We start from the raw sequence: 13,515 nt of genomic DNA, 5'->3' as shown, positions 1-13,515 counted from the left end.
ACCGGGCTCAACCCGCCGCTCGCCTCCCGCGGTCCCTTCCCGTGACCGCAGTTCACGATCATGGGAGCCCGCATGTCAGCCGCACGTACCTTCCGTACCCTCCTCGCCGCCGGACTCGTCGCCGGGATCACCGCCACCGCGCTCGCCGCGCCCGCCGTCGCCGCCGCGCCGCCGGCCAAGCCGTCCCACGCCGCCACCCAGCAGGCCCTGGACGCGGCCGTCGCCGAGGGCGTGCCCGGGGCCGTCGCACAGGCCCGTGACGGAAAGGCCCGTTGGGTCGGCACCGCGGGGGAGCGGAAGGGGGGCGATCGTTTCCGGGTCGGATCCATCACCAAGACCTTCACCGCCACCGTCCTGCTCCAGCTCCAGGCCGAGGGCCGGCTCGACCTCGACGACCCGGTCGAGAAGTGGCTGCCCGGTGTGGTGCGCGGGCACGGGCACGACGGGCGGAAGATCACCGTCCGCCAGCTGCTCAACCACACCAGCGGCATCTACAGCTACACCGAGGACCCGGCCTTCCAGGAGAAGGTCTTCGGGCCCGGCTTCCTGCAGCACCGTTACGACACCTGGGCCCCGAAGCAGCTCGTCGCCGTCGCGATGGCGCACGAGCCCGACTTCGCCCCTGGGACGGACTGGAACTACTCCAACACCAACTTCGTGCTGTCCGGGATGGTCGTCGAGAAGGTGACCGGACGTCCTTACGGCAAGGCGATCGAGAACCGGATCGTCAAGACGCTCAAGCTGCGCGCCACTTCCGTGCCCGGCACCGACTCCCGTATGCCCGAACCGAACTCCCGCGCCTACTCCAAGCTCTCCCGCGAGACCGGCGGGCCCACGTACGACGTCACCGAGCTCAATCCGAGCATCGCCGGCGCCGCCGGCGAGATGGTCTCCGATACGAACGACCTGCAGACCTTCTACCGTGCGCTGCTCAAGGGTCGGCTGCTTCCGGCGGCCGAGATGAAGGAGATGACCGACACCGTCCAGATCTCTCCCGAACTGCCCGGCGTCGGCTACGGGCTCGGCCTCATGCGGCAGAAGCTGAGCTGCGGCAAGGAGGTCTGGGGGCACGGCGGCGGCATCCACGGGTCTAGTTCCGAGGCCCAGGTCACCCGGGACGGGGAACACTCCCTCGCCGCGAACTTCAACGCCGACTGGACCGGTGACACCCAGAAGCTGATCGAGGCGGAGTTCTGCGGCACGGCCCCGGCGAAGCGGTAGCCGTCAGCGGGGCAGGACGACCACGTAGGCGGCCGGCTGCCGGTCACGCCGCTGCTTCTTGGGCTTGAACCGCCCCATCGAGGTACCCCCTCCGTGTGCGATCAGCCAAGCCTCAGCCGGGCGCGAGCGGCGGCACACCTGGGCGGAGCACCTCGCCCGGATGCACGCCGCCGGCCGGGCCCACGCCGACGTCCAGCCCACCAACACCCTCGTCACGGGCGACGGCTGCGCGGCGGTCATCGACTACGCCCTCGCCTGCGGCCCCGACGGCCCGCCGCGCCTGCCGTACCGTGGCGCGCTCACCCACACCACCGCTCCCGAGATCGCCGCCGCCATTCTCGACACCCCCGCGGCCACCCACATCCAGGCGCAGCCGGCCGCCGACATCCGGAGTCTGAGCGCCTCCCTGTTCTGGTGCCGGACCGGCCACCGCCCCGTCCCTTACGACGACACCACCGACCGGCTGGAGAAGCCGGCCGTCATCGCCAAGTGCACCACCACGGCGCTGCGCGACGTCCGGCCGTGGCCGTTCCCCGAGTTCGAGGGCGCCGTCACCGCGTGCCTCGCACCCGAACCCGCCGACCGACCCACCGCGAAGGAGCTGACCGCCGCATGGTGACCCTGCGCGCCCTGACCCCCGACGGCGCCCCCGCCTGCGAGGACAGGTGCGCGGCGGGGGTGGAAGCGCTGTCCCGACCCCGCCGCCTACCTTCCGGCGAGTGTCAGTGGACGACGATGGAGAACCAGGCGTTGGCCGCCTCGCCGTTCTCGTTGGTCACCGACACCGTTGCGGAGCGCTTGCCGGCGCAGCCGCCCGCCCAGGTGTAGTTGACGATCCGGGCCCGGGAGAGCGAGGAGACGCTTGTCAGGGTCCTGGATACGTCGAGCTGCGGGTCCGAGAAGACGACGCAGTGCTCTCCGGTGCCCTGATGGCGGACCTCCGCGATGCCCTTGGCGTTGCGCGCGTCGCCGCAGCTGTTGACGACTGCGCCGGCTTGCGCGTAGGGCGCCTTGACGTTGTCGGCCACGGCCACCGCCACACCTGCGGTCGCCGCGACGGCGGCCAGACCGGCGGCGCCGAGGGCAAGGGACCGGGTCTTCTTGCTGTGGAACACGCACTTCTCCTCTGGGAACAGCCCGAAAGGAAGGTGCCGAACCCCACCAAGGGGTGAGGCGGGAGGGTCCCGCCGGATGGAGGTACCGCTGTGATCGTCCGACTCCGGGGCGGCCCGCTTGCCGATCGCCAGCCGCTCACCACCCCGGGCCCGCGGGGCCGGAGACTGGCTCACAGCCGGTGACGCCGACTGGGGCCTGTACGTCCCCGTGCACCGCGACCCGGCGACCGGCATCGTCCTGGTGGAGGCCCGGATCACCATCCCGTGCAAGCGGGAGCCCGCTCAGCTGAGCTGCGGTGATGCCGGAGTCCTCGGCGGCTTCACTCGAAGATCATCAGTAACCCGTCCAACCACCCGGCCACAGGTTTGCCGGGTCACCAGGGGATTACGGCAAGGGCTTCCACCTCGAGCATGAGCTCCGGCCGGTACAGGGCGGCCACCTGTACTGCGGTACTGGCCGGCGGACGGGCGGTGTCGATGTGGGCGTCGCGGACGGCCCGTACCTCCGGCAGTATGGCGACGTCGGTGACGTAGAAGGTGAACTTGGCGACCTCGGCGAACGTTGCGCCGCCTGCCGTCAGGCAGCGCCGCAGGTTCTCGAAGACCTGACGGGCCTGGGCGGCTGCGTCGCCTTTCCCGACCACATTTCCCTGTTCGTCCAGCGCGACCTGCCCCGAGATGACGACCAGTCGACCTTCGCCCACAACCACATGGCTGTAGCCGTTCCCTGGGGCGACCCCGTCTGGCGGAATGTGGGTGAGCATGGTCTCTTCTGACTCATCTGACACAGGTGACCTCCTCGAACGGCAGTTGACGGGGCAACGGTATATGGCACCAACTCTGCCCATCTCGAAGCACGTTGGGCCGTGGGGCCCGACGTGCACCGCGTCTCAGCTCCGTGCATCGGCGGAAGGCCCGGTAAGAGGTGATCTTCGAGTGAAGCCGCCTTTGACTCGGGCATCGCCGCACCTCAGGGATGGGGGCGCGCGACATCACGCGACGAATCTCAGTAACCGTCCAACGCAGCTGCGCTACGGGGGGAATTGATGGAGAGTGATGACGTTTCCACAGATCACCGTGCGGGGATCTGCAGGGCCAGGGGGCAGCCTGCGCTGACCAGCGAGTGCCGGCCGTAGTGGCGGGAAGGGCTCCGAAGCCGCGTTCATCGGTGGCCCCGCACGTGCACTCGCATCGGACACCCGTATGCCGGCGTGGGTGAACGGCGTTTCGCCGGATCGACAGCTCCGGCCGTGTCGCGGGGATGACCACGGCCGTGGGACGGGGATTACAGGGGGATCGGTTATGGAAATGTCTGACCTGACGGCGATGGCGGCGCAGGCTCTGACGGCAGCGGCCTCCGGGGCGGCGAACACCGCGGCAGCGGACTTTGTTCGAAGCAGACTCAGCAACTCGGAAGCCGGGCGGGCCGCGCTGGCGGAACTGGATGCGGCGCCGGGTGACGAACAGGCTGTCGGCAGCGTGGAGGACGCCATCGCAGAAGAGATCGGCAACGACGCACGGTTCGCCGGGCGACTCTCGGTCCTTCTGCGGACATCCTCACAGCAGAACGTCGGCAGCGTGGTTGTGGCCGGCGGCAAAGTGTCGCGGAGCCAGATCGCAGCTCGGCCCACTGACCATCAACAACACGCGCTCGGGATGGCTGGCCTTCGTAATCGGTGCGCTCCTGGTGGTACTGATCGCGGCGCTCGCGGTACGCGGTGGTGTGCAGCTGTTGGAGGGCAGCGACGCGCCGTCGAACTCAATCCGGGCGGGGGAGCCTTCCAACCGCCCGGCCGGAACGGCCGGGCGATCTGCGAAGCCCTGCTTTCCCATCATGCGAGCGCAGGCCCTTTGTCTGGAGGTGGGTGGGTGCGAGGGACGTTTGTTCCGGCTGTCACCTGCGGGGATGGTCTCGGGCTGAGGGTGGTGCGGGCGTCCGGAGCGTGGTGGTTGTAGCTGGGGCGCGCCCGCAACGGTGGCCCTGCTGTCCGAGCCGAAGACGCTGTTCCATCTGCCCCCGGCTACGACCCGGGCGAGGACGGGCAGTGGCGCACGGTGGACAAAACATCCTTCCGGTTCCCCCCTCACTGACCCCGGTTACCAGGACCTGAGCCGCAGCAGATCGCCTTCGCACGAGAAATCCAGAAGCTCCTTCGAGCCGGATACTGTTGGAGAGGATCTCACCTTGTCCCGCCAGCCGGATGACCTCCAGAAGAGAACAAAAGTGACGAAACCGTCAGTACTTCAGGGAAAGCAATTCAATGGCTACCTGAGGGTCAGGCTGCCACACGAACTCGACGAGATCGTCGAGTCGGTAGTGGCCAGGTACATGCAGGCGGCGCCATCATCGAGACGGGAGATCCTGGGCACTGTAACCACACGCGCAGCCGGGGTGCTCAGCGCATACGGTGAACGCATGGCTGCCGTCGGAGTCCGTACCCGATCGCAGGCGCCGCTCGGCCGCGCGCTTGTGGCGATGGGGATGGCGGACGGGAATCTCGAAGATTCCCGCGAGAACCTAATCGTTCTCGCGGCTGTGAACCACAGTGCCGTATTGATCGAGAGTAGCTTGGGTCAGATCCTTGATCAGGTCGCTGAATTGATTCCTGACCCAGCACTGTCCAATTTCCAGGAATTTACGCGGCGCGAAGAATCGGATAAGTCGCTTTGGAGTATGGGGCTGGACACGCTCGGGGAAGGGGAAAATTTTAGGTACGTATCTGCGTGATCCTGCATCCTCGGTGGAATCTCCTTTGCTGAAGGGGAGCGCGATCGGTCGAGGGTTTCCGGAATCGACTTCGGAATGATTGTTTCTGTTATCAGGGCGGGTCCTGAGGGTCGTCCCGTAATCGCTGGCGGCGCACAGCGACAGCTACGGCACCTCGCCGCGCGGGCGGAGGTGGTGGCCGACCAGGTGCTGGAGGAGGTTCTGCCCGAGCAGATCTCACCGCGGCCGGTGCACCAGTTCAGAGCGGCCTGATGACCGCGCTCCAGGAGTCCGTTGCTACGGCTGGCCGGTGGTGACGTCGATGGTGTGGTCGGGCGGTCGGTCATGCCGGCCTCGCCGAGGAGGCGGTAACGGTCCGCCCAGCGTTGGGCCGTGGTCGGCGAGACCTGGAAGCGTTCGGCGGCCCGGCGCAGGGTCCAGCCGTCCTCGACCACGCAGCGGGCCAGACGCAGGCGGCCGGTCTCGGTCAGGGGTGCATTACGGTGGGGCACGAGGGCCTTTCGGTCGGTGTAGACGTCGCAATCCACACCGAACCCGGAAGGTCCTCACCCGTTCAAGAACCCTCAGCCGAGATCTCGCTCACCTGTCCACAACCTCCCCGGACAGAACACCTAGGGCATTCCGGGAGGGACGGTCTCCGCGGTACCGCGCCGCGCCACGAACACGAACTCCCTGCCCGGCCGGTCGGGTGCGTCGCGTACGTCCTCGACGACGAAACCGTGCTCGTGCAAGTCCCGCTCGATCTCCGTACGTTCGCGGAAGCGAAGTGTCGATTCCGAGGTCAGTACGTCCCCGTCCGCAGCGAACACGTGCGTACCCCGGAAGCTCACCAGCGGCAGGCTCACGTCTGTCAGCTCGGCCCAGGTCTCGACGTGGCCGACGCCCGGGATGTCCGTCATGCGGTACGTGGTCTCGCGCGTCCACTCCGCCCACTCCTCCCACACGCGCTGCGCCGGATCGCGTGTCTCGAAGACAAGCCGCCCACCGGACCGCAGCGCCTCGTACGCGCCGCGCAGCGTCGTACGCCACGCCTGCGGATCGGCGATCGCCTGGGCGACGTTCCCGGTCATCGTCACCAGGTCGATCTGCATGGGTGGCAGGTCCCCCGCGTCGCCGTCGAGCCAGCGCACCCGCTCCGCGCCCGGCTTGCCACGCGCGACGTCGAGGGACGCCCGCGCGGGATCGATCCCGGTGACCGTAATCCCGCGCTCGGCGAGCAGCAGCGCGAACACGCCCGTACCGCACCCGATGTCCAGCACGGACCGCGCCCCGAAATCCTCCGCCATCGCGAGATACGCGTCGAGATCGCTGCGGTCCGGATCGAGTGGGTCGTAGATGGCGGCGAGGCGCGGATGCCCGAAAGCTGCGTCAACCATGGAGGCGAACGTATGTGGCCCCGAGCCCGCGCGGCCACTGCTTTTTCGGGTTACGGCGCCAAGCGGGCGCGGCGACCGTCGTTGGGGGCACCAGCCGCGCCGATGGCGGACACCTGCACCGAGGACACCCCGCTGGGCACGGTGAAGGTCTGCTCGGCGCCGGTGAAGGCGAATGTACAGGTGACGGTGGGGCCTGTGGTCGTGCAGGTGCCCTGCGCGTGGGCGGGTGCGGACAGCGCCATCGGGGCGACGGCGGCGGTGCAGAACACGCCGGCCGCCACGGCCAACGCCCGGCGCCGACACCTGGCCGAACCGGCACGATGCCTGCGCACTGAGCCTGGCCGGCCGGCAGGCCCCGGCAGTGAGAACGTCACGATCAACTCCAGAAGACGGAAGAAGGTCTCGGCGAGGGGGCGCCTTCCGCCACTGTTGATCACGCAGCCAGGGCCTCGGCCCCCTACCGAACTGACACGCCGTCGTTTCACACCGGCGGTCCCCGGGCTGGGCCTTCGGTAGCACCCGAGTGCTCTCAAATCCCAGCGACATCCCTCGGCTGGACGATCGGTTGCTCTCGTCGCCGAGCGACAGGTGCTCTCACCACTCACCTGCAATGCCACCATGAGTGTCGGCATCTGACCGTAGAAGTCCAGCGCGTCTGCCAGGTAGGCGGCGAAGCCGAACTGGTAGGTCCGTGACTGCTCCACGTCCTGCACGCGTTGTTCGGCGCGGCGGGCCGCCTCGAACCAGTCGGTGGCCCGCTCCACGCCCATGGCGTTGACGAGGCGCTCGGTCCAGGTGCTGTCCATGGCGGGAAGCGTAGGGAGGGGCGGAGGCGGCCGGGGCTCCTGGTTTTCGGGGCCACCGGGGCTGCCCCGACCTGGTGTCAACCGTTCGGTGGAGCCAGAGCGCAGCTTGAACGCCAGACCCGAATGACACGTCACGAGACCCGAACTCCCCTTCCGTCACTTTTCGTACATTAGTAATCACAATAAGTGATTAATGGTTGAGGTGACCTGCCCCTCTGGCGGAAGGCCGCCTCACCCCAAGCCAGCACGTCGGGAGACATCAGTGACCAGTCATCACGCTCCACAACACCCCCTCACCGGAGCGGAGGCAGAGCGAAGCCGAACCCGCGCCGGCATCGGTACTCGTGAGCAGTGGCGGCGGGCAGGAGTCGTGGCGGGACTGTGCGCGGCACTGGCCGGCACCGCACTGACGCCCGCGACCGCCGCACCGGCCGTCGCCGGGCCGGCCACCACCCCAGCGACGGTACGAGGAGGCGACCCATCGTCCACCTTCAGCTTCACCGGGGCCCCGCAGACCTTCGCCGTCCCCGCGAACGCGGTCGTCACCATCACCGCGGACGGCGCCGGCGGCGCCGACAACGACAACACCAGCACCCCCTGCGGCTTCACCGGGTCCGGGGGGACGGGGGCACGCGTCGTCACCACGCTGCCGGTGACCACCGCCCCGACGACCTACACCGTCAATGTCGGCGGCACCGGCACCGCCGGCTGCAACGCGAGCGGCACCGGCGGCTACAACGGCGGCGCCCCCGGCGGCACCTCGAGCAACCCCACGGGCCAGTTCCGCAGAGGTTCCGGAGGAGGCGGGGCGTCCAGCGTCAGCACCGGCACCAGCCTCCTCGTCGTCGCCGGCGGCGGCGGTGCCGCCGGCGGCGCCCCGTTCGCCGGCACGACCGCGGGGGGCAACGGGGGCAACGGCGGCACACCGGACGCCACCGCCGGCACCGCCGGAGCGTTCGACAGCGGTGGTTCGCCGGGATCCGGCGGGCAAGGCGGCAACACCACCACCATGGCCGTCGGCACCGGCGGTACGCCGGCCACCCCCACCGGAGGCTGTACGCCCGCCGCAGGTAACCCGGGAAGCAGCTTCACCGGCACCACGGTCGGCACCGGCGGCACCGGCGGCAACAACACCGGCGGCAACTGCGTGGCCGCCGGGGCCGGCGGAGGCGGAGGCGGCGGGTACTACGCCGGCGGCGGAGGCGGCGCCGCCACCCCCGGCCCCAGCGGCTTGGGCCGTGCGGGTGGTGGCGGTGGCGGCGGAGGAAGCAGCTTCGCCACCGCGACGGGCACCGGGACGAGCTACACGGCCTCGGCGATCGGGACGGCGAACAAGAACGGTCAGGTGATCATCGCCTACACGGTGGTCACCCCCTCCTTGACCATCACCAAGACCCACACCGGGAAGTTCGTCCAGGGCAAGCAGGGGACCTACACCATCACGGTCGGCAACAGCGGGCCGGGCGTCACCGACGGCAGCACGGTCACCGTGCACGACAGGCTGCCGAAAGGACTCACCGCCCGCAGCATCACCGGCGCCGGATGGAACTGCACCCGAAGCACCCTCACCTGCACTCGCAGCAATGTCCTGGCGGCAGGCAGCAGCTACCCGACCATCACCCTCAAGGTCAAGATCTCCTGTGACTGCGACTCGCATCGCAAGGTCACCAACAAGGCCACCGTCACCGGAGGCGGCGACACCGCAACCCACACCGCCACCGACCCCACCGTCATCAAGCGCAACGGGCACTGTCACCACGGCGGGCACGAACGCAGCTAGCCAACCTCCACCCCGGCGGCTGTCGAGGACGCCGGTCGGTGCCAGGAACGTCCCTCTCCCATCGCGGGCTTGACCCGACCGCTCGGAGCCGTGTTGGCCGCCGAGCGCGGCCTTCCGAACCCGGCCGACTGGGACTCCCCGGCCAAGTGACGTTTGGTCGGGGAGTCCCCGGTGCTCTTCATGGCGTACCGCGGCAGCACGTCCCGCTGCTGCAGATCACACCGTCGAAGACCGACGAGGAACGTCTCCTGCTGGTCAGCCCCGAGCTCGCCGATGTGCTCAGCACGATCAGCCAACGCGTTCGCGTCACCGACGGGAAGGTCCCCTTCGTCGTCGCCTACGACCACGGAGAGCGTGTCTGGAACCCGCCGACGCCCCTGCTCTTCCAGTGGCACCACGGCGCCCAGGACCGGCCCGTGTCGGTGACCACCATTCGCAAGGCACTGGACGAGACCATGGACGCAGCCGGACTGACCGACAACACCGGCCAGCCGCTCCGCTACCAACCCCACGACTTCCGAAGCATCTTCGTCACCGACGCCATCATGAGCGGCCTGCCCCGCACATCGCCCAAGTCATCGTCGGCCACAAGAACATCGCTTCCCCTCGACGCTGTCGGCCGGGTGCCATGGGTGAGCTGCCACCTCACCGGATTCTTGTCCATATGATCGCCGAGACACAGCGGCATGCTGGCCGTGCCGATACCGTTCGTGAACTCGCCGACGGGGCGACCGGGCAGCTGCCCGGGAGCGGCAACATGGCGACCGGAGACTCGGTCTGGCGGGAGCGATACCGCGACCGACTGGAGCAGGCGGCCAAAGAGGCAGCCGCGCGCTCGTAGATCAAGTGCCCTCGCCGGCTCTGCCGAAGCAGCCAACAGGAGGCGACGGGCAGAGATCCGAGAACACCGCTGACGGGGTGGTCGGCCCCGTGGGAGAGTCGGTTCGGGTCGGTATTGGGGGCTGGTCTTGGTGGCGGTCACCACGGTGACCGCCACCAAGACCAGCCCCGTTGGGCTTCGCGGGATGCCGGCTGACCGGCCCGGCGGGTGATGCGCCTGGTCATCACCGCTACTTCTTGCCCGAGAGGCGGCTGATGGTGGCCGGGGCGCGGCGGGTGCTCGACGGGGCCGAAGGGGAGCCGTACGCGGCGGTCAGGGGTGACGCGGCGAGGCCGGCCCCCCGGCAATGCGCGAGGCGTCGACCAACCACGCGGTCGACGCGGCCAGTTGGGGGTTCCCATTGTGGTCCTCGCTGTGGCAGCGACCTTGGCGCGGGCTCACGTCAGCGCGGCCGACGTCTCGGACTTTTTCGTGCCCCTGCTGCCCTGGGCGCTCTTCGCTCTCGGGCTCTGGGTCCTCGCTGTACAAGCGCGCGCGGCCCTCGCGCGGCAGCGCGCCCGCGAGCGGATGTCCGTATGGCGGTGGTACGTCCGGTCGCTCGCGCCGCTCGCGCCGCCGCCAGCCCTGGCTGCGCCAGGCGCCGCGTCATTGGGTGACCACCGCCCGACCCACCACGGAAGACTTCAAGCGCACCTTCCACGCAACGACCATCGCCTCCACGGCACTCGCCCAGCGCGCCGACGCCGGCGACGATCCCGCCGCCCTGACGTTCGCCGATGCCACCTTGGCCGTCGACGCTTTCCGCGCCGCACGCAAAAGAGACGGCATCCCCTACTCTTCCTCCTTCCGGCGCAGCCTGCTGGGGATGTTCTTCCAGCTCATCGCTTACGGCCGCTTGCGCTTGCCGTGGCCGGCAAGCTTCCCGCTGAGGCGGTCGAGTTGGGCGCCGGGGTTGCGGTCGAGGACCATCGCGACGGCGCGCAACATGATCCCCTCCCACGTCGCTGGGTTGCGGCCCCATGCGTCCTCGACGACCCGTAGCACCTTCGGGATCAGCGGGGAGCGCTCCTCGGGGAGGACGAGGGGGTAGATCAGGCTCCCGCTCTCGTCCCGGGCGGCGTGCTTCTCGTCCATCACCGCGAGGGCGGTGAGCGCCTGCACCGCGCCGATCTTGTTCGCCGAGGTGCTGCCCGAGATGCCGAGACCGCAGCTCTCGACCTCGGTGAGGATCCGGGTGTTGCGGGGGTCGCCAGCGGTGATCGAGACGCGGAAGATGTCGAACGGCTTCACTGCCTTGCGGCCACGGTTCGCCGCGAGGAACAACTTCGCCTCCTGCTCGTCGGAAAGCCCCTCATAGACCATGCAGTCCCGGAGGAAGTCCGGACTCTCCTTCTCGACCGCCACCTCCGTGGAGTGCTGGCCGTCGAGAAGGTAGTACCGGCCGTCTTCCCGGAGGGAGACGATCGCCGGGAGTAGCGCGAAGGGATCCCACATCTTCGTGAGCCGCGCCGTCCACGCGGCGTCCTTCTTCCGTTGCGTGGCCGGGCCGGCGTCCTCGGCGGTGTTAGTGCCAAACAGGCGGACAGAGTCGAGGGTCTGATCGACATGCAGGTCCGCGACGCGGATCTCCCGGTAGAACTTCCGGACGGTCTTCGTCGCTCCGGCCTGTGCCGGGACGGTAAGTCCGGCTGGAGTACTAGCCGTGCCGGGTGAAGATTTCGCAGATGCCGGGCAGGTCCGCTTCCTTCTCCTTCTCGTCCTCGTATGAACCGTCCTCGTCGCGGATCGCCACGATGGTCTCCGGGGTGAAGTCCTGGCCGAAGCGGTAGGCGTCCAGGCAGTAGTCGAAGCCGGACTCGCCGAAGAGGTCCGCGTCCTCGCGGCGGCAGTACTCCGCCAGGCCGTCGGACACGTGCCAGCGCGTGCCGTCGTACCAGAAGACACCGCCTGCGTAGTGAATCGCCCGGCCTGTCGCGGAGTCTGTGAGGTTCAGCGACTCGTAGTTCTCGGGACGGTCGCGGACGAGGGCGACGAGGGATTCAGGGACGCCGTCGTAGAAGGACTCCTGGAGGGCGAAATCCTCCTCGGCGTACAGATTCAGGTCCGACTCGTGGTCGAACGTCAGCAGCAGCACGCGGCCGTCCTCCGCGAAGTACCAGACTGCGGACTGGCCGCCGCCGTCGTTCCAGGCCAGACGGCGTGCGCCGGTCACCGTCACCGTTTCGACCTCGGCGAGTTCGTCCATGATGGCCGCGCGGCGCCGTACTTCCGGGAGGGGGGTCACTGCCAGGGCATCCCATATTGCGTTGCTCATTCCCGCAGGGTATCCACCGCCTACGACAGGGCCGTCACCAAATACCTCGCCGCCTTCCACGTCGCCGTCATCCTCATCTGGGCAGCAGGGTGATCCAGAAGAAACGCCTTAATCCCAGGACTCGTTGGTCCGCCATCTCAGGAGCCGTTCGCGACACCAGCGCACCCCAGGGGCTCGATCTTTCTGCAGAGCTCGAAGGCTCGCGGGTGTATCAAGAGGTCGACCCTGGGGTGGGCTCGCGCCGTGACGATCAACGCTCGGCAGCGGCTCGCAAGTTTCGCGGTGGTCACGGAGACCCCGGGCCGTGCCGCTCTTGACAGAGGCCTCAACGGCCAGGGGAAACGGAGGCATCAGCCCAGGGTCCGCGTCACCCCGCGAAATTCGCCGTTGACGGTGCCGCTCTTTGAGGAGGCCTCGGGGGCCAGGGGGACTCAAGACATCCGTCACCGACGTGGAGCGGTTCCAGCCCTTGCACGAACGAGTTCGAACCGCCTACAGGTCGGATTAGGGGGGCTCACACCGGACCTTCGCCGGTCGACCGGGCCCGTCCCGGCAAGCACCACCTAATCGTCGACCGGCACGGAACCCCGCTCGCTGTCGCTCTGACCGGCGGGAACCGCCACGACGTCACCCAGCTCATGCCACTGCTGGACGCCATACCGCACATCCGTGGCTGCGAGGCCGGCCCCGCCACCGGCCCCAGGGCTTCGTCAAAGTTTGAACTTGCACCGTCTGTCCACATCTGCCCTACTGTGGCCTTGGGTTGCTCGTGTTTATGTCCGAGGCGTCCAGTCGTTCACGATGAGGCCAAGAATGGCCTCATCCGCATAGGTGCCGTACACCCAGGCGGAGCGCCGCAGTGTTCCCTCACGCGTGAACCCCGCTCTGGTCGCCGCAATGATCACCGGGGTGTTGTCCGTGAGAGTCTCAATCTGTAGGCGTTGCAGCCCGCGCACGGCGAATCCGTACTCGCACAGCGTGTGCAGGACATCGACGCTGAGCCCGCGGCCGCGGAATGCGGGGCGGAGGGAGATCCCGAGGTGAGCCGTCCTGTTGTGCGTGTCGATGCCCCAGAGCAGGGCCTCGCCGGCCAGCTCCCGCTGCTCCAGCTCCACGACGGAGAAGCAAGCTGCCTCGTCCGACGGTTCAGCCACCGCATAGGGCGACTGCCCCGAGTCTGGGGGGATGGGCCGCCAGGGGCGGGAGTCGGCGCGTGAGCGTGTGGCCACATCGTCGTACAGTTCGGCCTGGAGAACCGGGACGTCACTCTCGTGCCGGGCACGCAGCCCGATCTTTTTACCGTATATCACGGAGCCTTGCTATACGCAGGGCAA

General features: G+C 68.6%; 14 protein-coding genes and 2 pseudogenes. 7 read left to right on the top strand and 9 right to left on the bottom strand.

Annotation, left to right across the window (positions count from 1 at the left end):
- The first annotated feature begins 72 nt into the window (after positions 1-72).
- Positions 73-1,221: a serine hydrolase domain-containing protein gene (locus ACZ7L9_RS32560; protein ID WP_471420908.1), complete on the top strand. Its 1,149-nt coding sequence runs from the start codon at positions 73-75 to the stop codon at positions 1,219-1,221.
- Positions 1,222-1,381: 160 nt separating this feature from the next.
- A complete protein-coding gene (locus ACZ7L9_RS32555) occupies positions 1,382-1,840 on the top strand; it encodes a protein kinase family protein (protein ID WP_471420906.1) in 459 nt (152 codons plus the stop codon).
- Positions 1,841-1,943: 103 nt separating this feature from the next.
- On the opposite strand, the gene ACZ7L9_RS32550 is transcribed toward ACZ7L9_RS32555, so the two are convergent.
- The 3 genes from ACZ7L9_RS32550 to ACZ7L9_RS32540 all read right to left on the bottom strand — a co-directional run bounded on the left by ACZ7L9_RS32550 (position 1,944) and on the right by ACZ7L9_RS32540 (position 4,172).
- Positions 1,944-2,336: a hypothetical protein gene (locus ACZ7L9_RS32550; protein ID WP_471420903.1), complete on the bottom strand. Its 393-nt coding sequence runs from the start codon at positions 2,334-2,336 to the stop codon at positions 1,944-1,946.
- 374 nt (positions 2,337-2,710) lie between these two features.
- Positions 2,711-3,100 (bottom strand): RidA family protein, encoded by a 390-nt coding sequence (locus tag ACZ7L9_RS32545; RefSeq protein WP_471421013.1) that lies wholly within the window; start codon positions 3,098-3,100, stop codon positions 2,711-2,713.
- Between the two features lie 793 nt (positions 3,101-3,893).
- Positions 3,894-4,172, bottom strand: a complete 279-nt coding sequence (locus ACZ7L9_RS32540; RefSeq protein ID WP_471420901.1) for a hypothetical protein — start codon at positions 4,170-4,172, stop codon at positions 3,894-3,896.
- Between the two features lie 349 nt (positions 4,173-4,521).
- Between ACZ7L9_RS32540 and ACZ7L9_RS32535 the strand changes: the two genes are divergently transcribed.
- Positions 4,522-5,064, top strand: coding sequence for a hypothetical protein (locus ACZ7L9_RS32535; RefSeq protein WP_471421019.1), 543 nt, complete (start codon positions 4,522-4,524; stop codon positions 5,062-5,064).
- A 290-nt stretch (positions 5,065-5,354) separates the two neighbouring features.
- Here ACZ7L9_RS32535 and ACZ7L9_RS32530 read toward each other — a convergent pair.
- From ACZ7L9_RS32530 to ACZ7L9_RS32520, 3 genes and pseudogenes are all read right to left on the bottom strand, one after another.
- Positions 5,355-5,555 (bottom strand): annotated as a pseudogene (locus tag ACZ7L9_RS32530) (helix-turn-helix domain-containing protein); the annotation flags it as partial.
- Positions 5,556-5,675: 120 nt separating this feature from the next.
- Positions 5,676-6,440, bottom strand: a complete 765-nt coding sequence (locus ACZ7L9_RS32525; protein ID WP_471420899.1) for a class I SAM-dependent methyltransferase — start codon at positions 6,438-6,440, stop codon at positions 5,676-5,678.
- Between the two features lie 50 nt (positions 6,441-6,490).
- A complete protein-coding gene (locus ACZ7L9_RS32520) occupies positions 6,491-7,246 on the bottom strand; it encodes a hypothetical protein (protein WP_471420897.1) in 756 nt (251 codons plus the stop codon).
- 370 nt (positions 7,247-7,616) lie between these two features.
- Here ACZ7L9_RS32520 and ACZ7L9_RS32515 point away from each other — a divergent pair, with 370 nt between their 5' ends.
- From ACZ7L9_RS32515 to ACZ7L9_RS32505, 3 genes are all read left to right on the top strand, one after another.
- Positions 7,617-9,026, top strand: a complete 1,410-nt coding sequence (locus ACZ7L9_RS32515; RefSeq protein WP_471420895.1) for a hypothetical protein — start codon at positions 7,617-7,619, stop codon at positions 9,024-9,026.
- A gap of 146 nt (positions 9,027-9,172) precedes the next feature.
- Entirely contained in the window at positions 9,173-9,694 is a 522-nt protein-coding gene (locus tag ACZ7L9_RS32510) for a hypothetical protein (protein ID WP_471421017.1), read from the top strand.
- A complete protein-coding gene (locus ACZ7L9_RS32505) occupies positions 9,592-9,867 on the top strand; it encodes a mycothiol transferase (RefSeq protein WP_471421011.1) in 276 nt (91 codons plus the stop codon). The genes ACZ7L9_RS32510 and ACZ7L9_RS32505 overlap by 103 nt, the downstream gene beginning before the upstream one ends.
- 885 nt (positions 9,868-10,752) lie before the next feature.
- On the opposite strand, the gene ACZ7L9_RS32500 is transcribed toward ACZ7L9_RS32505, so the two are convergent.
- Positions 10,753-11,361, bottom strand: coding sequence for a DUF6551 family protein (locus ACZ7L9_RS32500; RefSeq protein ID WP_471420893.1), 609 nt, complete (start codon positions 11,359-11,361; stop codon positions 10,753-10,755).
- 202 nt (positions 11,362-11,563) lie between these two features.
- Entirely contained in the window at positions 11,564-12,181 is a 618-nt protein-coding gene (locus ACZ7L9_RS32495; RefSeq protein ID WP_471420891.1) for a hypothetical protein, read from the bottom strand.
- A 521-nt stretch (positions 12,182-12,702) separates the two neighbouring features.
- Here ACZ7L9_RS32495 and ACZ7L9_RS32490 point away from each other — a divergent pair.
- Positions 12,703-12,884: pseudogene (locus ACZ7L9_RS32490) on the top strand (transposase); the annotation flags it as partial.
- A gap of 70 nt (positions 12,885-12,954) precedes the next feature.
- On the opposite strand, the gene ACZ7L9_RS32485 reads toward ACZ7L9_RS32490, so the two are convergent.
- Positions 12,955-13,491 carry a GNAT family N-acetyltransferase gene (locus ACZ7L9_RS32485; RefSeq protein WP_471420889.1) on the bottom strand — a complete coding sequence of 179 codons (537 nt, stop codon included), beginning with the start codon at positions 13,489-13,491 and terminating at the stop codon, positions 12,955-12,957.
- Between the last annotated feature and the right edge of the window lie 24 nt (positions 13,492-13,515).

Source organism: Streptomyces sp. NPDC111516, from assembly GCF_055635345.1.
This window is presented reverse-complemented; position numbering and strand designations above follow the sequence as displayed.

Excerpts from the sequence above, each read along its gene's own strand:
- ACZ7L9_RS32560 (WP_471420908.1), top strand. The coding sequence starts at position 73 with ATGTCAGCCGCACGTACCTTCCGTACCCTCCTCGCCGCCGGACTCGTC.
- ACZ7L9_RS32555 (WP_471420906.1), top strand. The coding sequence starts at position 1,382 with ATGCACGCCGCCGGCCGGGCCCACGCCGACGTCCAGCCCACCAACACC.
- ACZ7L9_RS32545 (WP_471421013.1), bottom strand. The coding sequence starts at position 3,100 with ATGCTCACCCACATTCCGCCAGACGGGGTCGCCCCAGGGAACGGCTAC.
- ACZ7L9_RS32540 (WP_471420901.1), bottom strand. The coding sequence starts at position 4,172 with ATGATGGGAAAGCAGGGCTTCGCAGATCGCCCGGCCGTTCCGGCCGGG.
- ACZ7L9_RS32525 (WP_471420899.1), bottom strand. The coding sequence starts at position 6,440 with ATGGTTGACGCAGCTTTCGGGCATCCGCGCCTCGCCGCCATCTACGAC.
- ACZ7L9_RS32520 (WP_471420897.1), bottom strand. The coding sequence starts at position 7,246 with ATGGACAGCACCTGGACCGAGCGCCTCGTCAACGCCATGGGCGTGGAG.
- ACZ7L9_RS32500 (WP_471420893.1), bottom strand. The coding sequence starts at position 11,361 with ATGTGGGATCCCTTCGCGCTACTCCCGGCGATCGTCTCCCTCCGGGAA.
- ACZ7L9_RS32495 (WP_471420891.1), bottom strand. The coding sequence starts at position 12,181 with ATGAGCAACGCAATATGGGATGCCCTGGCAGTGACCCCCCTCCCGGAA.